The organism is Staphylococcus xylosus, from assembly GCF_002732165.1.
GTDB lineage: Bacteria > Bacillota > Bacilli > Staphylococcales > Staphylococcaceae > Staphylococcus > Staphylococcus xylosus.
Map to the genome: position 1 here is coordinate 39,594 of NZ_MRZO01000008.1, position 23,695 is coordinate 63,288.

The window sequence follows — 23,695 nt, forward strand, 5'->3', positions numbered from 1 at the left end:
GTAAGAACCACTAACTAACGAGAGCGGAACACTTGAGCAAAAGCTCATGTGTAAGAACCACTAACTAACGAGAGCGGAACACTCGAGCAAAAGCTCATGTGTAAGAACCACTAACTAACGAGAGCGGAACACCTGAGCAAAAGCTCATGTGTAAGAACCACTAACTAACGAGAGCGGAACACTTGAGCAAAAGCTCATGAGTAAGAACCACTAACTAACGAGAGCGGAACACTTGAGCAAAAGCTCATGTGTAAGAACTACTAACTAACGAGAGCGGAACACCTGAGCAAAAGCTCATGTGTAAGAACCACTAACTAAATAAATTTAGAAGTGCTTCTTTATAGAAGTGGTTCTTTAGAGAGGTGAAAATAACGGTGCACCTTATTATTATTAGAGGAAATTCTGGTAGTGGTAAATCAACCATTGCTAAACGTATACAACAGCATTTAGGAGAAGGTGTGATGTTAATAGGTCAAGATGAAGTACGCAGACAGATGCTCAACGTTCATGATCGACCTGGTAATTTAGCAATTCAATTAATAAAAGAAATCGTAGATTATGGTATAAATCATTGTGACTATGTCATATTAGAAGGTATTTTAAATAGACATAAGTATGGAACGATGCTCAATGAACTTTTTAAAAACTCTAACGCCAATGTGCACGTATATTATTTTGATCTTCCATTTCAAGAAACAGTCCGTAGACATTATACTAAACAACAAACAGACTTTGATGAAACGGCAATGTCTAAGTGGTTTGTTCCGGAAGATACGCTAAATGTACAAGGAGAAAAATATATTACTGAATCAATGACTGAAGATTATATTATAAATATGATATTTAAGGATATAGGCGTGTTATAATTCAATGCATTTTGACAACTTAATCTACTAAAAAAGGCAATTATATGAATTTACTTATAATAAAATCATTTAGTTGTGTTAATTACTTTTTGACAAGGATGCAAATCCTGAAAATAATATAGGCATGAGTTATATGATCCATACCTTAAAATAGTTAATTTATTGCGTGTATTATAAAAGAAAAAGGTATGCATAAATACTTTTAATCTGCGAGAGCGGAACACTTGAGCAAAAGCTCATGTGTAAGAACCACTAACTAAATAAATTTAGAAGTGGTTCTTTATAGAAGTGGTTCTTTATAGCAGTAGTTCTTTAGAGGTTATTATTGTTTAAATGGATTTGTTTTAGGCTTAGTTTTATCTCGGTTTTCTTTATTTTGCATAAAAGGAATTGCAAACCATAAAATATGCAGCATACTTGCTAAGATTACAAGTATGATTGGAATAAATATTTCCACGATACTAATATTAATAACAAAGGATGCTAAGATAAATGCTGTTATTGATGGTATAGCACAGACAATAACGACTGTTAATAATACAAATTGAACCACTTGTGTAGCAATCGGACTATAAATATCTAGAATTAAAATGGCAATGTAAAATAGTGTGATAAACACAAGTAACAAAATAATCCATCCTATTGCCATACCACCTTGAGTTTTAATGTAATCTTGGTAAGGCGGAAGTGTAGGTAAAATAAATAGAATCATCGCTGACAACCATGACAAAATACCGAAAAACATAAAGAAAATTTTTGAAGTGTCTGTTTTATTCATTATAACAACCTCCTAAGATATCAAATCTTTATTGGCATATGTTAAGTAAATACTTGAAAATACTATATCTAATGTTGATGGCGCTTTCATTAACTTATATACCCTTTAAAGAAAGTTTTAACGCACAGTAAAAAGGTAATATATTAATAATACTGTAGTAAATTCAATTTATGATGATAAAAAATAACTATCATTTCACCTGTTTGAATCGTATATTTGTGTTAAATAAACGTGTTATAAGGGGCTAGTTAATGGATAAAAATTTATGGTTGCATTTCACAACACAACGTCTTATCATTAGACCGTTGGAAGAAAATGATTATGAATCATGGTTACGAGGTTTTGTAAATAGAAAACCATCTCAATATAAACATGACAAGGGTCAATTAGATATGTCAGATGCTACCGAACCATGGTTTGCAGCTCTAGTAACTAGACATCAAGAGGCAATTAAATCGGATGATTTATACATCTTTGGCATCTTTGATAAAGCACATAATCATTTAGGCATGCTTAATATTAAAAATTTAAGTCGTGGTAATTTTCAGTGGGCGGAGATTGGCTATTTTATTCATAACCAACATTGGCATCAAGGATTTGCTTATGAAGCATTAACAGAATTGATTAAACAATGCCGCGATACACTCAAATTTCATAGAGTTGAGGCTCATATCAATATCGATAACCCGAGGTCTGTGAATTTAATTGAAAAAGTAGGATTCCAATATGAATGTGTCCGTAAGGGATTTATATTTGAAAATGGTCAATGGACAGATCATTACGTTTATTATCTAAATACACATGATGAAATATTAAAAACATAAACCGAGAAAGGAAGGAGTGTCAACATGGAGTTTAGAGAGTTAACAATGCAAGACGAAATGATGTATTGTGATTATATGAGAGAGTGGATTGATCACGATGAGAAAGTGGTACCTGAAATCACTAATATTACAAAGTATAATAACTTTGAAGATTTAGTACATGAATTAGCAGATAATAAATCACATGACGCATCAGTAGATAATACGACGCTATTTTTAATCGATGATGATGAGATTATTGGTGCTGCAAACATTCGTCATAATTTAAATGAGCAACTTAAAACAGTTGGTGGCCATGTTGGCTACGGCATCCGAAAGAAACACCGTGGCAAAGGTTTTGGTAATAAATTATTGAAAAAATCTTTAGATTATTTATCAAGAATTGGTGTGCAAGAAGCATTGATAACATGCGATAAGGAAAATGATGCCTCAGCGGCAGTCATTCAACACAACGGTGGAGAAGAAATCGAAGCTTCAACACTAGATGATGGAACAGTGATACGTCGTTTCCAAATTGAAATTGCCTAATAAGTATAAAATGTATAGCATAATTTAATGATATAGTTGTAATAACACCGGCAAGAGTCTTAGGACTTTTGCCGGTGTTTTTGTCGTTTTAACTGTTAGAAAGTATATGGGGGTACTGCAATTTGTAAAAAAACTAAATTATTAACGAACTCATCTAAATTTTCAAATAAAAAAATAGAGTTTAATTAGAATCTAATAAATTATAATTCTTGTTCACAATAATCTTTTAATCTTAAAGAAAATGTATATTTATTGAAAAATATATAGATTTTAATAAAATGATACAGTATAATATAACCTAAATGACTTTTTCGGTAGTTTTTTATTATAAGAGTGAAATGTTCATAAGGGCGAAATAATAATTGAATGGAGGATGCGTTTATGAATATCAATATTTTGGGATTTAATATTTTTGCTAAAGGCGGAACTTCAAGAAGTAATATTAATTTGATCAAATCCTTTTTAAAGCAAGGATATACAGTTAATTACTTTAACAATTTAGACTTTGATCAAGATGCTACTACACGTTTGTATATTCATGAAGATATTGACAATGAAAATTTAAAGATATATAAATTTAGAGATATAAAACTATTATCTAAATGTGATGTGTTGATTATCACAAGAGAAGATTTATTCCATTATGCCAAAGACGTCAAAGCGATTAATAAATCAACTAAGGTCATTGGAGAAATACATGGACCGATGGAATATATAGATGATTCGATAGACCTTTGCTTAGAGGCTATAGATGGGGTAAGAGTTAGTACAGAAGGTATTAAACAGAGGTTTATTTGTAAATATAACTATAAATCAGTATTTAACAAATACGTTAATGCAGAACATATTAAAATTAAAAAAGAACCGATAAATACGAAAAGAAATCTTTTAATAAAAGCACGCTTTGAAGATGGCATCAAAGATATTTCATATGTCATCAAATTGGTGAATTATATTATTAAAAATACTGAAAGAGATGATATTCAACTTTATATTGTTGGTTATGGTCCATCAGAAGCATTATATAAGAATCTCGTGAATTACTACAACTTACAAGACAATATACATATTAATGAGAAAGAACCATTAAATTATATTTATATTTCCTCATCGCCTTATGAAACGTTAGGTTATTCAATTTTAGAAACGCTAGCTAGAGGCAATAGAGCGCTTATATACCCAGGTAATGATGGTGTACTTAGAGAAGTTTATGACAAATACTATGGTATTCAATTTTTAGAAAAAAATCTTTCTAAGGATAGTAAATTATTACTTTCAATGCTAAATAATAAATATTCAAAAGAAAATAGACTAACAGATGTTGAAAATTTAAATACAGAATTTCTTGATAGTGAATATAGTAACCAATATTTAAAACAATTTAAAAAAGCGTCTCAAAACAAACGTCCTCTTGTTCCAACAAAATATAGAAAAAGAGTACGTCTTCAACCTAAAAATAAAATTGAAAAATTAGATAGTGGTAGGGTTTTATATAAAGATTTAAAAGAGAAACCTTTTTTAAGTAAGGTGTTAAAAAATAATATTTTCTTCGAAGGGTTTAAAAAATATTATAATAATCGTAAAGAAAGACTTAGTAAGAAAATATTAGATAATATAGAACCAAAAGAGAGTAATGTATTTATTGAATCGTTCCACGGTAATAATTTTAGTGGGGATCCTAAATATATCGCACTTAGTATTCAAAAAAACTATCCACAAAAAAATATTTTTGTTAGTTCAGCTAATTCTTTAGTAGACATTGAAATTAGAAACTACGGTTTTAAACCTATACGCTTTGGAACTGAGGACTACAAAAATAAATTTAGGCAATGTAAATATGTCTTTATGAATAGTAATTCATGGGATAAAGTATATAAGCATCCGGATCAAGTGTTTGTACAAACTTGGCATGGCTTCCCGTTGAAAAAAATGGTGAATGATTTAGAAGACGAAAAAGAACGAAGAGATCAATTAAAACAATTCAGACCACGTATGAAAAAGTGGGATTATTTATTAACATCTTCAAAAATGAATACGATGTTACTTGAATCGGCATTTAATTTAAAAGATAATGAAAACCTGCAAATATTAGACTACGGTGCTCCTAGAAATGAATATTTACTCAACCAAGTAACTGACGAAGAACGGAAGAAATTACAGCGAAAATATTTATTTACAACGAATGAAGATAAGAAATATATTTTGTTCTGCCCAACATGGAGAAAAAAAGAAAGAGAAAATTTAACCAGTGTTGATTTAGTGAAATTATTAGAATATCTTCCTAAAGAATATGAAATCATTGTTAAATTACATCCAAACGAAGGCATGCTTAGAAGTAAATATAATAGTTTAGATACTAGAATACATTGTTTTTATAATGAATTTGTAGATATTCAAGAATTATATATTCTTTGTGAAACGATGATTACTGATTATTCATCAACTATCTTTGATTTTGCACATTTAAATAAGCCTATTCTGTTATTACAAGAAGATGTAGAAATGTATCAGAAGGATATTGGCTTCTATTTTAATATTTTTGAATTAGGACACTTCCCAATTGTTTCTTTAGATGAAGAAAAGCTCGCGTTGCAACTTAAAGGTATGAATTATATGGACTATTCAAAAATCGTGAACCGACTGATTTCAAAAGATAGTAAAGAAAGTTCGCAACAAATCTTAAACACTGTTTTTGAAGAAACTAATAGTAATGGGATGGATAAATAAAATGAGTACAGAAATGATTTATAGAATCAATGAGCCAATTGACTTTAATAATGATAAAAGAATATTGATAGATACGGAAAGTAACTTAAATTATTTAGAAATGGTAAGAAAAAATCCTGAGCTTCATGAACAATATAAGACGTTATTGAAAAATGATTATATTCTTTATTTTCATCAAGGGACTATTTCTAAATTTTATAAAAGAAAACATGTCAAAGAGCTATTTCAAAGAAAAGATTTGAAACAATTTCGAGATCTCTTCTATACGTTGGATGAACCGGAAGGCAGAAAAGTAAATGAAAATGTACCTAAGAAATTGTTAGTTATTTTCACTTGTATGCCTAATCTACAAGAGTATGATAGTGCATTAATGCCTAAGCGTATGTTTCCTAAATTTTTTGATGGTATTGAAAGAAGTTTAGTGAAAAACGTTTATACGATGCGTATTATGGACTTAAATGTTTCTCACGGATCTCATTATATTAGTACGACAAATTATCCAGAGTATGAAGAAGATGTTCAAGACGCAATCAGATATGCAGCGAGTAATTTAGGTGTCGAAGATGAGAACGTGGTACTTTACGGTGGGTCTAAGGGTGGAACGGGCGCGCTATATCATGGTGCAGCATTAGACTTTAAGACAGTGGCCGTTGATCCAATCGTTAATATAGGCGGCAATTTAGCTCAAAATGATAGACGTTTTATGAAAGGATTAAGAAAGGAAGATTTAGTCCCTTCAATTGAGCAACATTTGAAGCAATCAAACGATGCCAAAAAATATGTGATTTGTTGCGATAATGTTAAATATTATTTTGATGAAACAAACCGTATTGATAATCAGTTAATTAATAAAATTAATTTAGATGACGATATGGTTGTGAATCACCCCGACGTTTCACGCAACAGTGTACCAGAACAACTTATGCTGTTAAATGGTCTATTATTAGGTAGATAAAAATTTATAAATTATAGGAGGAATTGTAGAATTACTACAGTTTCTCTTTTTTATTAGATCAATAATATGCACGTAAATGTAAGCGTAAACATAAATAAAAGACTTCACTTAAAATTTCACGTATAATTGCTTTAGTACTAGGTATTAAAAGTAAACTTAGAAGTGAGGTTAATATATGTCGAAAGTAATTAAAGAAATACATAAAGCTTTTGAAGGTTTAGAGGATGGTATGACAGTACTTGCAGGAGGTTTTGGATTGTGTGGTATTCCAGAACATAGTATTGAAGCGATTCGTGACAAAGGTACGAAGGGATTAACGGTAGTTAGTAATAATTGTGGCGTCGATGATTTTGGTTTAGGTCGTTTACTAGAGCATAAACAAATTGATAAAATGATTAGCTCTTATGTTGGGGAAAATAAAATTTTTGAACAGCAACTGATTAGTGGAGAATTAGATGTTGAATTAACCCCTCAAGGAACACTAGCAGAAAAATTGCGTGCTGGTGGGGCAGGAATCCCTGCATTTTATACTAAAACAGGTGTTGGTACAAGAATTGCTGAAGGTAAGGAGACACGCGATTTTGATGGTGAAACATATTTAATGGAACGTGCAATTAAAGGTGATTTTGGTATTGTGAAAGCACATAAAGCAGATACTTTTGGAAATCTCGTCTTTGAAAAGACGGCACGAAATTTTAACCCTCTATGTGCGATGGCAGCCGCAACGACTGTAGTTGAGGTCGAAGAATTAGTTGAAGTAGGTGAAATTGATCCAGATGAGGTCCACATGTCTGGAGTGTATGTTGATTACATTTATTTAGGGTCTCATTTTGAAAAAAGGATTGAGAAACGTACGTTTAAGGAGGCTAACCATGGATAAGCAATTACAACGACAAAAGATTATTCAACGTGCAGCACAAGAAATTAAAAGTGATATGGTCATTAACTTAGGTATTGGGATGCCTACATTAGTAGCAAATGAAATTAATGATCACGTAAAGAATGTTTATTTTCAATCAGAAAATGGATTGCTCGGTATTGGTCCGTATCCTACAGAAGCAGAAATTGATCCGGATTTAATTAATGCAGGGAAAGAGACAGTAACTGCTGCAAAAGGGGCATCTTATTTTGATAATTCAGAATCGTTTGCCATGATCCGCGGAGGTCATATTGACTTAGCCATTCTTGGTGGTATGGAAGTTTCGGAATCAGGAGACCTAGCAAATTATATGATTCCTGGAAAGTTAGTAAAAGGAATGGGAGGCGCAATGGATTTAGTCGTCGGTGCAAAAAAGGTCGTCGTCATTATGGACCACATGAATAAACATGGAGACTCTAAGATTAAGTCACAGTGTGAACTACCACTGACAGGTGCCGGTGTGGTGAATACATTAATTACTGATTTAGCTGTATTTAAGTTTGAGAATGGTGTTATGAAACTGATTGAATTACAACCTGGTACAACATTGGAACAAGTAGAAGCTAGTACCGAGGCACATTTTGAAAATGAATTAAAGTAGGTGACACAATTGGTAAAAGATAAAGTGACGATTATTACAGGTGCAGCTAGTGGTATAGGGTTAGGTATTGCCAAAGTATTTTTGGAAAATGGAGCAAAAGTAGTATTAGCTGATTTAAATCAAGATCAGCTCATTGAAGAAAGAGATAAATTGAAAGCACAAGGCTATGACTGCATAGCTATACAAGTGGATGTTACAGACGAAACGGCTATGAAATCAATGATTGAGGAAACTGTCTCTTATTATGGACGGTTAGATATCTTGTTCAATAATGCTGGTTTGCAACATGTTGAAAGTATTGAGTCATTTCCTACAGAAAAATTTAGACAGATGATAGATATCATGTTAACAGGGAGCTTTATCGGAACTAAATATGCTTTGCCTATTATGAAACAACAAAAATTTGGTCGTATTTTAAACATGGCTTCGATCAATGGTGTGATAGGTTTTGCAGGGAAAGCGGCATATAATAGTGCGAAACATGGAATCATCGGTTTAACAAAAGTATCGGCATTAGAAACAGCGACTGCAGGTATAACAGTCAATGCAATTTGTCCCGGTTATATAGACACACCCTTAGTACGTAATCAAATGGCAGATTTAGCAAAAGATAGAGGCGTAGAAGTAGATCAAGTGTTAGAAGAGGTATTGTATCCATTGATTCCACAAAAACGTTTGTTAGATATCAACGATATTGCAGATTATGCTTTATTCCTATGTAGCGATAGCGGTAAAAGTGTAACAGGACAAGCAATTCTTATAGATGGAGGCTACACAGTACAATAATTTAAAATTAAAACAAATTAATTTTAAATCTATGATAATTTCCAATTAAAATATGTTACGTTAAAGTTAACAGTGTAACGTTTAATTGGAGGTAAGAATTTGATGAAAAATCCAGAGGCAAATGATACAAATTGGTTTACGATTATTTTTTCTGCGAGTTGTGCTATTATGTCTAATTTTATGGATAACCACTTATTTAGAAAAATAATCCTTGCATTGATGATTTTATCATTTATTTATACAACTATTAAAAATTTGAAAATTACTTTATATGGTATAAAAACCGAAGATGTTAATGTTCGTACATGGATTGGCATCAAAGTCGATTATTGGATTATTTTTGTTAAAAATATGATTGCATTTTGTCTTGTGCTTGGATTAGGCATTAGTTTTTTACTTATAGAAGGGAAGAGATTATTGATAGCGATACTTACCATTGCAGCTACATACACACTATTGTTATTTTTCGAGCATTTCATTGAATCTAAAACTGACATATATGAAGAAAATTATACAGAGTAGAGGTGGCTTATGCGTTATATAGATGCACAGGAACAGGCAAAATTGTTAGATATGAAAGAGATTATTGATGAAGTGGCTGAATCACTAAAAGCATATTCTGAAGGAAAGACTGATACGCCATTACGTTATTCATTACCTTTTAACGAAGATAATCGTTATCTCGTCATGCCAGCACTTTCAGATGAGTTAAAGATTGTAGGCCTTAAGACTGTCACAGTAGCTCCTAATAATACAAAAATCGGCAAAAATACTATTGTCGGCTCTGTAATTCTATCGGATTATGAAACAGGTGAGACGTTAGCTGTTTTAGAAGGCTCGTATTTAACTAAGATTAGGACAGGTGCTATTTCTGGCGTGGCTACACAGTATCTTGCGCGAGAAAATGCGAAAACACTTTGTGTCATCGGTACGGGTGACCAAGCACAAGGACTTATTGAAGCGGTGTTAGCTGTTAGAGATATTGAGCGTATACAATTTTATAATCGTACTTATGATAAAGCAGTAAACTTTTCTAAAAAGGTTCAACAAGACCATGAGCATTTAAAGTTAGTTGTTTGTGATGATGTTGATACAGCTATAGCAGGTTCAGATATTATCGTAACAGCGACTAATTCAAAAACGCATGTGTTCAAACAACGATTAGCACATGGGGTGCACGTGAATGCGGTTGGCTCATTTAAACCAGACATGCAAGAATTGCCATCCAACGCAGTTGAAGATGCAGACAAAGTCGTTGTTGAAGCAGTAGAAGCAGCAATGGAAGAAACGGGAGACTTAATCAATCCAGTATCAGAAGGTGTGTTTGCACAAGATTACCTATATGGTGAACTCGGACATATCGTTGCTTCAAAGTTAGCTGGGCGCGTGTCTGAAGACGAAATCACGATATTTAAATCTGTAGGTGTTGCTATTGTAGATATTGTGGTAGCAAATTACTTTTATCAAAAAGTCATAAAATCATAATTAAAGTTTAAGAAATGAGCTAAGGCAAACATTATTGTCTTAGCTCATTTTAATGTATTGAATAGTTTACTGAATTTCAAGATATCGTAAGTGCACCTTCTAACAAAAAGCACTTTTACCTATTTAGATTATGTAAAGAATTCAAAAATTATCAATAAAGTGTAAAAAAACAATATACTAAACTTTAATGAAACGTAGTATATTATAGTAAATATTTTATATCTATGAAGGAGGCTAAAGTGAAAAAAACATTATTTTTATTATTCATTTTAATTTTAGTGATATCGCAACCTAGTTATGTATTTGCAGAGTCGTCTATTGATGTAACAAGAGCACATGGTAATAACGTGAGTGATTTTTATCAACCCAAAGGTAGCATTATAGCAGACAGTCATACGGGTAGAATATTATGGGAAGAGCATATTGATAAACCATGGCGGCCTGCAAGCATGTCGAAACTAATGACCTTATCAATTGTGTTAGAAAGAATTCAAGATGGTACGCTATCTATGGATAAATCGGTTACCGTGACTGCAGATGATGAACGTTTTAGTCACCATCCTTTGCTAAGCAATAATATTATGCATAAGGGAACGCATTATACTATTAAAGAACTCATTAATTTACTGATTGTACCTAGTTCTAATGTTGCAACACGTATGCTCATGCAACAGGTAGAACCTGATACAGGTAAATTTGTAACAATGATGAATCAAAAAGCTAAAAAGCTCAGGATGGAACACACACATTTTACCAATCCATTTGGTGCTGAAAATCGTAGTGTCGGAAATGAATATTTACCACCAGGTAGTAACTTAGATGAGGATAATTCATCGACACCACGAGATTTTGCCAAACTGGCTTTTTATTTAAAAAATACATACCCATATTTAACGTCTTTTACAAAACATATTACATACACTAGTAAACCCAATACTCCATATGAAGAACATTTCCATACGTATCATCATTCATTGGAAGGCGATGTTCATGAATATAAAGGTACAAACGGGTTGAAGACTGGATCTAGTGATAAAGCAGCATACAACTATACTGCTACAATAGATAGGGGGAACTTTGGACTCGTACAAGTTGTTATGGGAGTAGGGCATTGGGACGTTGATGATTCAGAGTACAAACGACATGTTATCGGTAATGCGCTATTAGATAAGGTATATAATCAGTTTGAATATAAAGAAGTTATGCCTAAAGGTAAACAATATATCAATGGTAAATGGTATAACGTCGAGACACCTTTACGTGACGTAGTAGAAAAAGGACAACAAATTAAGTTTGAAGTTAAAAACAATCAATTATTAGTTTCGGATACCAAGCGACAATATCTCACAAGTGATATGAAACAACCAAGTGTTATGGTGACGCCGCTTAAACAGAATTATGTCTATATGGTAAGCCAATATGGATGGTTTTTATTAATTGCGCTGTGTGTAATATCTGTTTTATATATAATTATTAGCAATAGAAAAAACTCAGATCTATCGTAATAGTAAAAGACTCCTAGAGTTAAAATTTAGGAGTCTTTACTATTTTTATTATATAATTAGCTCCATAATTTGCTTCTAGGAAGGATAAATTATGGAGCCATCTTGGTTGTAGAATTTAGCATAATTAGCACCACGTTTATGTAATTTTGAAGTTTGAATGTTAATTTTTGTACTTATTAATCTTATTGTTCCAGTAACGAATGTTTTTGTAATAATTACCTTCTCCGATAAGTTCATATAAATAAATTACCAGAATTAAAAATGTAGTAAGCATAAGATGTTGATATTACACTGAAATACAAAGCAATTAATTTTCTTAACTGCATGAATATAGTATGATATTTATAACAAATACGTAACTAAGTTAGGAAGTTTTAATATGAAATCAATATTGTTAATAGGACAGTCGAATATGGCAGGACGAGGTTACTTGGAAGATGTTTCGCCTATTTTAGATGAGCGTATTATGGTTCTTAAAAATGGTAGATGGCAAATGATGGACGAGCCTATACATAGTGATCGTTCTGTAGCTGGCGTTGGACCAGCTGCCTCATTTGCTAAGCTGTGGTTAGATGCTCATCCTAATGAATCGATAGGCTTGATTCCTTGTGCAGATGGTGGAACCTCTATAGATGATTGGAATCCAGAAGGTGTACTTGCTAGACATGCTATTACTGAAGCGCAATTTGCACAAGAAACGAGTGAAATTATTGGCATATTATGGCATCAAGGTGAGAGCGATAGTTTAAATCAACAATATCAAACATATGCTTCAAAATTAAGCGGGCTTATTGATCATTTTAGAACAACATTAAATATACATGAAGTACCATTTGTGTTAGGTTTGCTCCCCGATTTCTTAGGGAAGTCAGCATTTGGTCAAAGTGCCATAGAATATAAGGAAATTAATGAGGCATTACAGCAAACGGCTGAAGAAAAAGACAATTGCTATTATGTTACGGCAGCAGGGTTAACTTCTAATTCAGATGCCATTCACATCAATGCAGTTTCCCAACGTCGCTTTGGTATGCGTTACTATCAAGCATTTTCAAAATGTGAGCACGTTATTCATCCATTATCAGCAGAAACACAAGCTGACACACTATTATATAAACAAGAACATACGAAAAACGAGCAAATGTATATGCTTGTTGCTCAGTTCTCCAAAAATGAAATTACTTATGAGAAGTTTATAGAAGGTATGGGGGAATTACAGTAAGCTTGAATTACCCAGGAAATAACTTTGCTGCTTGTTAATAGATACGATTTAACTTCTATACTTTTATAGTTTTATTAGACTGTAATAGTGTATAAGTGGAATGATTTAATATGATGAGACGAGTCGTGAACTAACTTGAATTAAAATCACATAACAGAACCCCTTTAAAGCACACTTTTACCGGTGTGGCATTGAAGGGGTTTTTATTTTTTAAGCTTTAGTCTAATCGACCTTTAGTTATTTGTGTGAGATCTTCATTAACATCGAATATCTTGGCATTTACATAAGGGACACCCATAGATTGTATACGTTGGCTATGCATGTCTAAATACTTCCTTGCGTTAGTTTTATTATCGAATGCGTAAATACCTCCTGCTTCTTGTTCTGACTCATTCTCAGTCCAAATCTTCCATAAAAATCCTGGTTCATGATTAATGGATGTTGCTAAATCTTCAAATTGTTCAGCCATTTCATTACCGAATGGCCCCTCTAAAGGAAAGTCTACCTGTAAAATTGTTACCATTAAAAACATCCTTTCGAAATTAAATTAACTATAAATTCATCATAACTAGAATTAGTAATGACGTGTACCAACAAAAGTTTAATTTTGTCGTATATTTCATGAAAAATAGAAATATTAAATAGCTATGATAATATAGTTTGTATTTTTTTATGAAAGTTATTTTGATTGAAATTTACTTTTAAGGGAAAGTGAGTACAACTATATTAATAAGGAGGATAATTATGGATTATACATTGTTAGGTAATTCAGGCTTATCAGTATCGAAATATGCGCTTGGCAGTATTCCGTTCGCAGGTACAAACGGTTTTGAAAATGCAGGCGGTATGTCTCAAGCGTTGACTGACTATATGATAGATTATGCGTTAAATCAAGGTATCAACCAATTCGATACTGCTAATTTATACGCTAAAGGTGATGCGGAAATTGCATTGGGTAAAGCGATTAGAGATAAACGTGAACAGATGGTTATCAGCAGTAAGACAGGCTTTCAATTAACAGATAATCCAAATGATGGTGGTGCAGGTAGAGTGAACATAGAAAGCTCAATTGATGCCTCTTTAAAACGTTTGAACACAGATTATATTGATTTATATTATACGCATTTATGGGATGGCCAAGCGCCTGTAGAAGAGACGATAGAAGTGATGAATGATTTGATTAAAAAGGGGAAGATTCGTTATTGGGGTGTATCTAATTATAGTGGTTGGGCATTAGCAAAGACACATACCCTAGCAGTAGCAAATCATATGGCACCACCAATCGCACAACAGATTTATTACACGCCTGAATCAAGAGAAGCAGAATATGAGTTATTACCTGCGGGCAAAGAATTAGGTGTAGGTAACAGTATTTGGTCACCTTTAGGAGAAGGATTGTTAACAGGTAAGATTAATAGACAACAGTCTGGTGAGCCTGGCACAAGACAAGGTGATGGTTGGGCAGAACCGTATATCAAAGATAAAGCGTTATTTTATAATCTCATAGATACCTTACAAGAAATTGCTGTCCAACATCGTGTTTCAGTAGCTCAAGTCACACTTGCATGGCTTAGAGAGCGTCCAAATGTCGACTCTCTTGTTTTAGCTGCTAGAACGAAAGAACAACTACAAGATAATATTGCTTCATACAATTTAGAATTAACTAGTCAAGAAACAGCCGCAATTACTGATTTAACTATTCCAGAACCTATATATCCTCTTTGGCATCGTGCTATGAATTCTTATGATAAAGCCTCAGAATCAGAAAAAGTTTATTTGGATGGTTATAATCAATTAATGTCTAATAAAGATACGCTATTATAAATATAGTGTTGTTGAAAATAATAAAAAGACAAAAAAGGAGTTATTCCAAATTTGAGGAATAGCTCCTTTTTTTTCTTAAAAAATACCTAGAATTGCATTTAATAGTAATACCATGATTAAACCACAAATACCGACAATCGACTGTACTACGGTTATAGTTTTAAATGTTTCACCCATGGACATACCAAAGGACTCTTTGACTAACCAGAATCCACCATGGTTCACATAATTGAAGAATAATGAACCTGATCCAATTGAAATTGTTAATAATTCTTTGTTTATATTAGGATCTGCTTGAACAAGTGGGAAGATTAAGTTAGTTGCACCAACTATACCCACTGTTGCGGAACCTGTTGAAATGGATAATAGTGCAGCAACTACCCAACCCATGAGTAATGGAGATAATGAAAAGCTATGTGCTAGATGTACAATAGCAGTACCTACCCCTGAGTCTTCCAAGACTTGGCCAAATGCGCCACCGCCAGCGATAATAAGTATGATTCCTGCAATAGGTTTTAAACTACTACCTAATGCATCACGAATTTTTTGTGTATCCTGTTTGTTAAAATAACCAAGTACGGTTATGGCATAGAGCACACCAATAAACATTGCAATAATCGGACTTCCTAAAAATTCAAAAATTTTATATTGTAATGTTTTTTCTCCAAAGAAGACACCTGCAATTGCATGTAATAACATCATGATGACAGGTACTAAAATAGTTGAAAAAGCTAAGATAGTTGGTACTGATTTCGTTTGTTCATCTTTGTTATCATTTTCTGATGTATATTGGTTTAGCAAATCTTGATTTGGCTTTACGGATAATCTAGGTGTAATAAATTTTGCATATAAAGGGCCAGCGATGATAATAGTTGGAATAGCACATATAATACCAAAAATCATCGTTAAACCTATGTTAGCATTAAATTGATTTACAGAAATAAGAGGACCCGGATGCGGTGGTACCATACCATGCATAGTTGCTAATGCTGCGATAACGGGTACACCGATTGCAACATACGCAGACCCTTTAATTTTATTTTCGTCTTCTAATTTTTTAGCAATTGTAAAAATCAGTGGTAATAACATTATTAATCCGACTTCGAAAAACATTGGAATACCAATGATAAATGCAGCCAGTGCCATCATCCAAGGTAATTTTTTATAAGAAGCGTTGTGAAGTATAGATGAAGCAATCTTATCACTTGCACCAGAGTCGGATAGTATCTTGCCGAGCATTGCTCCCAGAGCAATAGTTACCCCAGTTTCCCCAAGTGTAGAACCGGCACCTGCTTCTATAGATTCGACAATTTTATCAATGCCTAACCCCGAAGTGAATCCGACAAATATGGCTGTAAGCAACAGCGCTAGTAGTGGATGGAATTTTAATTTAGAAGTGATTAAAAAAATCAGTAACACAATACTGATTACAGTTATAATTAATAGTTGATAATCTTGAGTTGTCATTGAATGTTTCCCCCTTTGAATATGACAAAATTAATTTATGTCTCTGTTATATACATCGTACATTAAAAGTTTTTTAAGAAAATTAATTTCAGTCATGAGAAACATTTTAAAACAAATCAAAAGCAATTACAATAAACCGTTTTCATAATACTTGCAGAAATAAAAAAACTAATTTATTAAATATTTAATATTATCTTGCAATTAAAAATAGTAGGTGTATGATGAAAGTGAATAATTACACTTTTGTGGATAGGTTCTATAAAAATGGAGGAGTGATTATATTCGTTATTTAATCAGGTGATGAACAATAGTAGGCTTAACGTTAGTTCTGTTTCTAGACAATCTCTTGTGCATTTAACGAGTAACAATCCAGAAAGAAAATCAGAAGCAAAAGCAAAAAAGCAAGTCAAACATGGGGAGTGATGAGGGGGCATTTAATCTAAAATCTGAAATACCATGTTGGTACAAAAATAATGGATACACAACACATGATGTATCATTCCAGTAGATGAAGTTTTTGCAGAGGGAGAATCACCAGGTAATGTAAATAGTGTTGCTAGATTTGAGATAAATGAAAGTTGTTATAATGTGTACTTTGATAAATAAGGTTATCTATATCAAATAGAGATTCAATAGTTATGAAAGATTGTTGTTTGGCAAAAAAGGACATAAATTTAAAGGAGTGATTTATTATGCGTAAAATAGGGAAGATACTTTCAGCAACTGTCGTTGTTTCAACGCTGGTAGTAGGTTCTTCAGCAGCATATATTACGACAAATAGTCCAAGTGCACAAGCAGCTGAGCAAGAGCAAAAATGGGGACATGGTGAAGGTGGTTCTAGCGGTGCAAATACTGAAAGTAAAGCAGAACTAAAAGCTGAAACACCATGGTATAACTACGAAGGTTACACAACATACGACCCGTCATTCACTCAAGATTATGACTTTGTACGTGCTTTAAAATATGACAATGTTTCAATTAACGGTTATAAAGTAGATACAGATGCTAAGAAAGAGTTTGACCACGTTAAAAAAGTTTATGATACTTCTGTATCCTTTAATAGCGATAATGAAGTAGTTCAAATAACATTCTTCACAAAACCAGACTCAGTTTCTAAAGAAACTTTCAAAGATGCACACAATTCTAATGAAATTATTGATGAAGGAAAATTAGGTAATAAAGATGGTACATTTGTAAAATATGAAACAAATGATGGCTTCTATACAGCTTTCTTTGACCAAAACGACAATTTAATGGAAATCACAATTGGTCAATAGAATAATTTAACAGCAATAATAATTTAAAAATCATGAGTAGAGAGGCTGGGACAAAATTAATTGTCTCAGTCTTAATTATTTTAAAGTCCCACTTCACAATTTATTGGGTTAGTGGGACTTATACATGAGCGCAAGCTCAGGTAATCATTAATCCCACTTCACTAAAGAGGCACTTCTTAATTTGTAAAGTTAGTGGCTCTTACACATGAGTGTATACTCAAGTGTTCCGCTTTTAAGGGTTAGTGGGACTTATACATGAGCGCAAGCTCAGGTAATCATTAATGCCACTTCACTAAAGAGGCACTTCTTAATTTGTAAAGTTAGTGGCTCTTACACATGAGTGTATACTCAGGTGTTCCGCTTTTAAGGGTTAGTGGGACTTATACATGAGCGCAAGCGCTTATAATCAGTATATTAAGTAATTGGTTCTTATACATGACCTTTATCTTAGATAAACCTTTACACCTTTTGATTTTAGGGTGTGTTTCGAAGAAGGCTTTTAAATTAAATTAGACTTTTGTCTCACTTCATTGTAATGTTGATTTTCATTAGTTAAGTTTACAGTTATAATTATAAAAAAGTTTAATAAAAATATTTTAAATAAATAAGGGGATGATGTTTCTTATGAAAAAAATAGTTCTAGCTATTATGGCGAGTCTATTTACAGTGATATTAACACATTTAACGCATAATAATGTCGCATCTGCGAGTGAGATTGAACATATCGAACAAGAGAATAATGTCACTATAGGTGTGTACGGAATGAATACTGATAATGGTAAAGTGTACCAACATAACGCAGATGAAAGATTTGCATTTGCCTCTACATATAAAGCGATTGCGAGCGGGATTTTACTTAATAATACGCCTAACAATAAACTTAATAAAAAAATAAAAATAAATGAACAAGACATTGTTGCATATTCTCCAGTTACCGAAAAATATATAGGTAAAACAATGTCATTGAAAAGTTTAGTGCAGGCATCGATGCTCCAAAGTGATAATACTGCAAATAATAAGATCATAAATGAAATTGGTGGCATTGAGGGATTTAACAAAGAACTTAAAAGTCTAGGAGATTATATTTCAAAACCACAAAGGTTAGAACCAGATTTAAATGATTACGATCCAACTAAAATTGCTGATACTACAACGCCTAAAGCAGCAGCAACAAGCTTGAATAAATTATTAACTAGCAAGCAAATGGATAAAGAAAATCAAGCGTTATTAAAACAAGTTATGATTGAAAATGAAACAGGTGATAGTTTGATTAAAGCTGGCGTGCCAAAACATTATACTGTCGGAGATAAGAGTGGCCAAGGTTTAACTTATGGAACACGCAATGATTTAGCATTCATATATACGGACAAACATGCAAAGCCAATTATTTTAGCAATTTATACGAATCAAGATCAAAAAAACGCGAAACCTGATGACAAAATTATTGCAGCAGCAGCGAAAGAAGCGATTAAAAAATTGAAATGATAACTTTGTTCTATCGAGAAATCAAATCAATCACTAATAATCATTAAACAAAGGGGTATAGAGGAGTTTAAAATGGAAATTAAGCAAATGAAGTATTTTGTGGAAGTTGTAAAAAATGGCGGTATGACACAGGCATCGGAACATCTTTATATCGCACAATCTACAATTAGTAAGAATATCAAAAGCATAGAAGATGAGTTTAATATAACTTTGTTCGATAGACGAAAAAAACATATTATACTGACAGATATTGGTCAAATATTTTATGATAAGTGCGTTGAAGCTTTGGCTGTACTGGATGATTTGTCGTTAGAAATGGGTGATGTCACAAATTTAGAACGTGGACATATTCGTGTTGGTATTTCTGCTATTATGAATGTCCGTTTATTTACAGAAAGTTTAAATGAATTTCATAATAAATATCCAAATGTTACGTATGAAGTGATAGAAGGCGGCGGAAAAGCTGTTGAATCATACTTGAACAGCGACGAAATTGACGTTGGTATTACTACGTTGCCTGTAGATGGTGACATTTACCATGCAGTACCTTTATATAATGAAAAGTTATTACTAGTGGTCGACAAAAATGCTAAGTTAGCAAAACAATCGTCTGTCTATTTAGGAGATTTAAAGAGCGAAAAATTTATCATGTTTCATGATGATTATTACTTAAAAGACCAAATTATCGAAAGTTGTAGGAAAGTTGGCTTTCATCCAAAAACAGTAGCGAAAATGTCACAAATAACTTTTATTGAAAATATGATTCGAGATGGAATTGGTGTGAGTATTTTGCCTGAGAGTATTGTTCGCATTTTAAATGATGGTGTTGTTGGCATTGAAATTACGGGGGCTGATGCTGCATGGAATTTAGGATTGGTTTGGAAAAAAGATAGCTATATGAATCATGTGACACATGAATGGATTCAATTTTTAACAGAGTATAAATAAATGTTGATTGGTAATGGCTAATTAATGCACTTAGCTAGCACTAAGTATTCCAACAGGGAATGTTAAATATTCCAACTATGTATTTTAATCATGTTAATTACCATACTATAATAGAGTTGTAGAGGGTTATGAGTACTCGCAAAATAAATCATTCATAATGATTTATTGATAAGTATTTCATAATGTATTTATTTTATCGTACACCTAAGATACAACAGCAGTTTAATAGAAAGCGTTTTATTAACTGGGGTTCATAACTTATTAATCAAATTAAAAGTGTCTGAAATTATGTATTGCCTGGGTAATACGTTATTGCTGCACAGAGTCGTTGTGGCATAACCTAATATGGTTGTTATTTGTAAGCCTTAAACAGATGAATGATGTATTACTTATAAGAATGTAGACATAATAATCGAAATGATAAATAAAACCAATGTTAAATTAACTTCTCCCAGTCATGAACGTTAAAAATACCCCATCCAACGCCATTGGTAAAGCATCATTTCGACACAGGACGCCACATCGTAGACGAAAGAATGAACCTAATATACGTTATATTAACTGTATTTAACAAAACATATTGTTATACTGGCTGTTGTAAATCGATAAGATGACATACGCATTTATGAAGTCACTTATCAGATTTTTAAAAACAATTACCAGACGAAACTATAATACATTGAACGAAATATTCATTTCGTTTGAGGTCATAAAAATGCATTAACCCTCTAGATAAATATCTCTCAAACAATTTCGCCCAAGTCTACACTGTCCATGTAGTCTTGGGCGCTTTGTTTATACTATATAGCGATATATTAATCAGTTTTCATCACTTGTAGAAGGATGTAGATGATATGCAGACTCCGTAGGCTCACCTTTGATGACTTGATCTAAAGTTGTGACAATTTGCTGTGCAATTTCAGCAGTTGGTACACCTATAGCTTGAACGGGATAATCTAATTTTTTTATTTGTGGAATATTGTCATAAGAATAAATTATAGGTTGTTGACGTGAATCCATAGCATTAATTGTACCTACAGTAATATCATAACTTCCGCAAATAACTCCCGGTGAGAGGGTGTTATTATTTAAAAATTGTTTAACCGCAGCTTCAGCGTCCATTGCATTCAACCCGTTAGAATCGATAATCCGGTAGGTAACATTGTTGGTTTTACAGTAATTTATGATGGCTTCTTTTTTAGCAATTTGACGAGCATCTGTTGTATTGATGTCGCCAATATAGTCTATTGTATCGATGCCTTTAGCGAGCAATCCTTTTATTGCTAGGACCATTGCTTCAGCATGATTTACGTTAACGATTGGATAAGGAATTGTACGGTCTACACCATAAGCTACCACAGGCACATTGTTATATATTTCTGGAGGTAGGTTAGTGTCATCGCCTTCATCAAAAATAACAATACCGTCGCAGCCAAACTCAACAAATTTTTTTGAAGCAGCAGCGACATCATCGATTGACACAAACATGACATAACCTAATGATTTAATGGCTAAATTAATTTCTGTAATGAGATGTGTTACAGCAACACGATCTACAGATGGCCAGATTAATCCAATTGTGCCACTTTTTTTAGAAACGAGAGCTCTTGCGGAATGATTTGGGATATAATTCATCTCAACGGCCTTTTGTTGAATCATTTGTTTTGTTTTTGGTTTAACTAATTGGGAATTTTTTAATGCTTTACTGACTGTGGAATAGCTGACACCACAGGCTTCGGCAACATCTTTTAAAGTCACAGCCATAAAACTTCTCCTTGAAATAGATTGATTTAAGATAGAATTAATTATACCATAGAGACAAGCATTACAATATTTTTTTGGACATTAATAACAACGTTGTTATTTTGTAGCTAAACTATTTTAAAAAGGGGATGACAGGATGAATTCCGTAGAAACAATGAAGACAATTCAACAGGAACAACATATTGCGGTGATGCGTACTGATGATGCTGAATCATTTTTAGATATTGCGCATACAATCATAAATAAGGGGCTAAATGTTATCGAAGTAACGTTAACAACTCCGAATGGCATTGATATTATTGGTGAGTTATCAAAGAGAGAAGACGCGCTTATTGGTGCTGGTACAGTGTTAGATAGCGTCTCTGCACGTAACGCTATTTTAAATGGTGCTAAATTTATAGTAAGTCCATCTTTTGATAAAGAAACGGCGAAATTGGCTAATCTATATGATGTACCTTATATTCCTGGATGCATGACTGTTAAAGAAATGGTCGAATCTTTACGATATGGTTGCAAAGTATTAAAACTGTTTCCTGCGACACAATTTTCTCCTAAATCTATAAAAGATTTTAAAGGGCCTCTACCTCAAATTGAAATTGTTCCTACAGGAGGTGTTGGTAAAGATAATCATCAAGAATGGTTAGACGCAGGTAGCTTTGCAGTCGGTATCGGAAGTGAAATTACAAAAATTTATCAACAACAAGGTAAAGCAGGTTTAATGGATTATGTAGCTGAATTAAAAAGCGAGGGATAATTTATGACGGTATTTGGATTTGGTGAAGTGTTACTACGCTATACTCCGCCTAATTATGAGCAGCTTAAAGATACACATACATTTGATGTCAATGTCGGCGGCGCAGAATTAAATGCGCTCATCACACTAGCAGAATTTGGACACAAAACAGAGATGTTAACGGTGTTACCACAACATGCACTGAGTCACATAGCATTGCAAAAAATGTATCAAACACGTGTAGGTACTAAATTCGTGAAACAACAGCAAGGTAGAATAGGCACATATTACATGGAAGAAAGTTTTGGTTATAGAAGCGGTAAGGTTATATATGATCGTGAGCATTCTACATTTGCGGAGCACGGAAACGCAGTTGTCGACGGCTTAGATACACAAAGTGGTGATTACTTTATCTTCACAGGCATTACATTAGCTGTTAATAAGACTATACGGGAGCAAATTGTATCAGTACTTACAGACTTAAAAGCTCAAGGTACTAAAATTGTGTTTGATATTAATTTCCGTAGCAATTTGTGGACAAAAGCAGAAGCATTACCGGTAATTCAATCTGTATTACCACTTGTAGATGTATTGTTCTTTGGGAAGAAAGACGCTACGCACTTATTAGAGACAAATGGCGAAAATGATGACATTGAAACTTGTGCCAAGACAATTCAAAAGCGATTTGATATAGATTTAATGGCTTCCAGTAATCGAGATATTGAGCAAAGTACATTGCAAGGAATTGCATTAGCTGGCGAAAAATTTATAAGTGGTAAAGCATATTCATATACCGTACTTAACCGTATTGGAGCTGGTGATGCATTTATGGCTGGTTTTATACATGGTCTAGCAATGGGATGGCCATTAGATGCTATAACTGATTTTGCTACAAAATGCTCAGTGATACAACATACGACCAATGATGATGCATTGAATATAGAAGAAAGTGCAGTTCATAATCTGTCGTCGCATTTTGGTGAATTGAAACGTTAAAGTCTAAA

The 23,695-nt window shown here is 33.0% G+C and carries 22 protein-coding genes; 18 read left to right on the plus strand and 4 right to left on the minus strand.

Translation table 11 applies throughout. The features are described from left to right. Window positions 1–374 precede the first annotated feature (374 nt). On the plus strand, window positions 375–866 hold the full coding sequence (locus tag BTM19_RS11295; RefSeq protein WP_081324839.1) for a kinase: 492 nt from the start codon (window positions 375–377) through the stop codon (window positions 864–866). A 322-nt stretch (window positions 867–1,188) separates the two neighbouring features. On the opposite strand, the gene BTM19_RS11300 is transcribed toward BTM19_RS11295, so the two are convergent. Then, window positions 1,189–1,644 carry a hypothetical protein gene (locus BTM19_RS11300; protein ID WP_038677971.1) on the minus strand — a complete coding sequence of 152 codons (456 nt, stop codon included), beginning with the start codon at window positions 1,642–1,644 and terminating at the stop codon, window positions 1,189–1,191. A 251-nt stretch (window positions 1,645–1,895) separates the two neighbouring features. On the opposite strand from BTM19_RS11300, the gene BTM19_RS11305 reads away from it, so the two are divergent. The 11 genes from BTM19_RS11305 (at window position 1,896) to BTM19_RS11355 (ending at window position 13,193) form a co-directional block, all read left to right on the plus strand. Beyond that, entirely contained in the window at window positions 1,896–2,468 is a 573-nt protein-coding gene (locus BTM19_RS11305) for a GNAT family N-acetyltransferase (protein WP_069796837.1), read from the plus strand. A 24-nt stretch (window positions 2,469–2,492) separates the two neighbouring features. Continuing rightward, window positions 2,493–2,996 carry a GNAT family N-acetyltransferase gene (locus BTM19_RS11310; protein ID WP_029377920.1) on the plus strand — a complete coding sequence of 168 codons (504 nt, stop codon included), beginning with the start codon at window positions 2,493–2,495 and terminating at the stop codon, window positions 2,994–2,996. Window positions 2,997–3,377: 381 nt separating this feature from the next. Next, complete coding sequence (locus tag BTM19_RS11315) at window positions 3,378–5,723, plus strand: CDP-glycerol glycerophosphotransferase family protein (protein ID WP_038677975.1); 2,346 nt, start codon at window positions 3,378–3,380, stop codon at window positions 5,721–5,723. A 1-nt stretch (window position 5,724) separates the two neighbouring features. Next, the gene (locus tag BTM19_RS11320; RefSeq protein WP_037557100.1) at window positions 5,725–6,678 is read left to right on the plus strand and encodes an accessory Sec system protein Asp2; all 954 of its coding nucleotides are present in this window, start codon (window positions 5,725–5,727) and stop codon (window positions 6,676–6,678) included. A 175-nt stretch (window positions 6,679–6,853) separates the two neighbouring features. Further along, window positions 6,854–7,558, plus strand: a complete 705-nt coding sequence (locus BTM19_RS11325) for a CoA transferase subunit A (RefSeq protein ID WP_029377917.1) — start codon at window positions 6,854–6,856, stop codon at window positions 7,556–7,558. Next, on the plus strand, window positions 7,551–8,198 hold the full coding sequence (locus BTM19_RS11330; protein ID WP_038677977.1) for a 3-oxoacid CoA-transferase subunit B: 648 nt from the start codon (window positions 7,551–7,553) through the stop codon (window positions 8,196–8,198). Before BTM19_RS11325 ends, BTM19_RS11330 begins: the two co-directional genes overlap by 8 nt. A gap of 9 nt (window positions 8,199–8,207) precedes the next feature. Further along, window positions 8,208–8,984 carry a 3-hydroxybutyrate dehydrogenase gene (locus BTM19_RS11335; RefSeq protein WP_069796844.1) on the plus strand — a complete coding sequence of 259 codons (777 nt, stop codon included), beginning with the start codon at window positions 8,208–8,210 and terminating at the stop codon, window positions 8,982–8,984. 102 nt (window positions 8,985–9,086) lie between these two features. Further along, on the plus strand, window positions 9,087–9,506 hold the full coding sequence (locus BTM19_RS11340) for a hypothetical protein (protein ID WP_058625835.1): 420 nt from the start codon (window positions 9,087–9,089) through the stop codon (window positions 9,504–9,506). Between the two features lie 9 nt (window positions 9,507–9,515). Continuing rightward, window positions 9,516–10,469: an ornithine cyclodeaminase family protein gene (locus BTM19_RS11345; protein WP_038677983.1), complete on the plus strand. Its 954-nt coding sequence runs from the start codon at window positions 9,516–9,518 to the stop codon at window positions 10,467–10,469. Between the two features lie 239 nt (window positions 10,470–10,708). After that, on the plus strand, window positions 10,709–11,974 hold the full coding sequence (locus tag BTM19_RS11350) for a DUF1958 domain-containing protein (RefSeq protein WP_158227723.1): 1,266 nt from the start codon (window positions 10,709–10,711) through the stop codon (window positions 11,972–11,974). Between the two features lie 379 nt (window positions 11,975–12,353). After that, on the plus strand, window positions 12,354–13,193 hold the full coding sequence (locus tag BTM19_RS11355) for a sialate O-acetylesterase (protein WP_058625832.1): 840 nt from the start codon (window positions 12,354–12,356) through the stop codon (window positions 13,191–13,193). A gap of 217 nt (window positions 13,194–13,410) precedes the next feature. Here BTM19_RS11355 and BTM19_RS11360 read toward each other — a convergent pair whose 3' ends face one another. Beyond that, a complete protein-coding gene (locus BTM19_RS11360) occupies window positions 13,411–13,716 on the minus strand; it encodes a monooxygenase (protein ID WP_029377910.1) in 306 nt (101 codons plus the stop codon). Window positions 13,717–13,937: 221 nt separating this feature from the next. Here BTM19_RS11360 and BTM19_RS11365 point away from each other — a divergent pair, with 221 nt between their 5' ends. After that, window positions 13,938–15,017, plus strand: a complete 1,080-nt coding sequence (locus tag BTM19_RS11365) for an aldo/keto reductase (RefSeq protein ID WP_029377909.1) — start codon at window positions 13,938–13,940, stop codon at window positions 15,015–15,017. 75 nt (window positions 15,018–15,092) lie between these two features. Here the strand turns inward: BTM19_RS11365 and BTM19_RS11370 are convergent, their stop codons facing one another. Beyond that, on the minus strand, window positions 15,093–16,484 hold the full coding sequence (locus tag BTM19_RS11370; RefSeq protein ID WP_029377908.1) for a GntT/GntP/DsdX family permease: 1,392 nt from the start codon (window positions 16,482–16,484) through the stop codon (window positions 15,093–15,095). Between the two features lie 692 nt (window positions 16,485–17,176). On the opposite strand from BTM19_RS11370, the gene isaB reads away from it, so the two are divergent. The 3 genes from isaB to cidR all read left to right on the plus strand — a co-directional run bounded on the left by isaB (window position 17,177) and on the right by cidR (window position 20,194). Further along, window positions 17,177–17,761 carry an immunodominant staphylococcal antigen IsaB family protein gene (gene isaB, locus BTM19_RS11375; RefSeq protein WP_038678004.1) on the plus strand — a complete coding sequence of 195 codons (585 nt, stop codon included), beginning with the start codon at window positions 17,177–17,179 and terminating at the stop codon, window positions 17,759–17,761. A gap of 624 nt (window positions 17,762–18,385) precedes the next feature. Then, entirely contained in the window at window positions 18,386–19,246 is an 861-nt protein-coding gene (bla, locus tag BTM19_RS11380) for a class A beta-lactamase (protein ID WP_029377905.1), read from the plus strand. A 72-nt stretch (window positions 19,247–19,318) separates the two neighbouring features. Continuing rightward, complete coding sequence (cidR, locus tag BTM19_RS11385) at window positions 19,319–20,194, plus strand: cidABC operon transcriptional activator CidR (RefSeq protein WP_029377904.1); 876 nt, start codon at window positions 19,319–19,321, stop codon at window positions 20,192–20,194. A gap of 819 nt (window positions 20,195–21,013) precedes the next feature. On the opposite strand, the gene BTM19_RS11390 is transcribed toward cidR, so the two are convergent. Then, window positions 21,014–21,958, minus strand: coding sequence for a LacI family DNA-binding transcriptional regulator (locus BTM19_RS11390; protein ID WP_029377903.1), 945 nt, complete (start codon window positions 21,956–21,958; stop codon window positions 21,014–21,016). A gap of 136 nt (window positions 21,959–22,094) precedes the next feature. Here BTM19_RS11390 and eda point away from each other — a divergent pair, with 136 nt between their 5' ends. Both eda and BTM19_RS11400 read left to right on the plus strand, forming a co-directional pair. Beyond that, the gene (eda, locus tag BTM19_RS11395; RefSeq protein WP_069796867.1) at window positions 22,095–22,712 is read left to right on the plus strand and encodes a bifunctional 4-hydroxy-2-oxoglutarate aldolase/2-dehydro-3-deoxy-phosphogluconate aldolase; all 618 of its coding nucleotides are present in this window, start codon (window positions 22,095–22,097) and stop codon (window positions 22,710–22,712) included. A 3-nt stretch (window positions 22,713–22,715) separates the two neighbouring features. Beyond that, window positions 22,716–23,687: a sugar kinase gene (locus BTM19_RS11400; RefSeq protein WP_029377901.1), complete on the plus strand. Its 972-nt coding sequence runs from the start codon at window positions 22,716–22,718 to the stop codon at window positions 23,685–23,687. Window positions 23,688–23,695 lie beyond the last annotated feature (8 nt).

What these genes read in the sequence shown, in the direction of transcription:
- bla (WP_029377905.1), top strand. Translation starts at nt 18,386, where the DNA reads ATGAAAAAAATAGTTCTAGCTATTATGGCGAGTCTATTTACAGTGATA.
- BTM19_RS11400 (WP_029377901.1), top strand. Translation starts at nt 22,716, where the DNA reads ATGACGGTATTTGGATTTGGTGAAGTGTTACTACGCTATACTCCGCCT.
- BTM19_RS11320 (WP_037557100.1), top strand. Translation starts at nt 5,725, where the DNA reads ATGAGTACAGAAATGATTTATAGAATCAATGAGCCAATTGACTTTAAT.
- BTM19_RS11345 (WP_038677983.1), top strand. Translation starts at nt 9,516, where the DNA reads ATGCGTTATATAGATGCACAGGAACAGGCAAAATTGTTAGATATGAAA.
- BTM19_RS11300 (WP_038677971.1), bottom strand. Translation starts at nt 1,644, where the DNA reads ATGAATAAAACAGACACTTCAAAAATTTTCTTTATGTTTTTCGGTATT.
- BTM19_RS11370 (WP_029377908.1), bottom strand. Translation starts at nt 16,484, where the DNA reads ATGACAACTCAAGATTATCAACTATTAATTATAACTGTAATCAGTATT.
- BTM19_RS11310 (WP_029377920.1), top strand. Translation starts at nt 2,493, where the DNA reads ATGGAGTTTAGAGAGTTAACAATGCAAGACGAAATGATGTATTGTGAT.
- BTM19_RS11325 (WP_029377917.1), top strand. Translation starts at nt 6,854, where the DNA reads ATGTCGAAAGTAATTAAAGAAATACATAAAGCTTTTGAAGGTTTAGAG.
- cidR (WP_029377904.1), top strand. Translation starts at nt 19,319, where the DNA reads ATGGAAATTAAGCAAATGAAGTATTTTGTGGAAGTTGTAAAAAATGGC.
- eda (WP_069796867.1), top strand. Translation starts at nt 22,095, where the DNA reads ATGAATTCCGTAGAAACAATGAAGACAATTCAACAGGAACAACATATT.
- BTM19_RS11355 (WP_058625832.1), top strand. Translation starts at nt 12,354, where the DNA reads ATGAAATCAATATTGTTAATAGGACAGTCGAATATGGCAGGACGAGGT.
- BTM19_RS11360 (WP_029377910.1), bottom strand. Translation starts at nt 13,716, where the DNA reads ATGGTAACAATTTTACAGGTAGACTTTCCTTTAGAGGGGCCATTCGGT.
- BTM19_RS11340 (WP_058625835.1), top strand. Translation starts at nt 9,087, where the DNA reads ATGAAAAATCCAGAGGCAAATGATACAAATTGGTTTACGATTATTTTT.
- isaB (WP_038678004.1), top strand. Translation starts at nt 17,177, where the DNA reads ATGCGTAAAATAGGGAAGATACTTTCAGCAACTGTCGTTGTTTCAACG.
- BTM19_RS11365 (WP_029377909.1), top strand. Translation starts at nt 13,938, where the DNA reads ATGGATTATACATTGTTAGGTAATTCAGGCTTATCAGTATCGAAATAT.
- BTM19_RS11330 (WP_038677977.1), top strand. Translation starts at nt 7,551, where the DNA reads ATGGATAAGCAATTACAACGACAAAAGATTATTCAACGTGCAGCACAA.
- BTM19_RS11315 (WP_038677975.1), top strand. Translation starts at nt 3,378, where the DNA reads ATGAATATCAATATTTTGGGATTTAATATTTTTGCTAAAGGCGGAACT.
- BTM19_RS11390 (WP_029377903.1), bottom strand. Translation starts at nt 21,958, where the DNA reads ATGGCTGTGACTTTAAAAGATGTTGCCGAAGCCTGTGGTGTCAGCTAT.
- BTM19_RS11305 (WP_069796837.1), top strand. Translation starts at nt 1,896, where the DNA reads ATGGATAAAAATTTATGGTTGCATTTCACAACACAACGTCTTATCATT.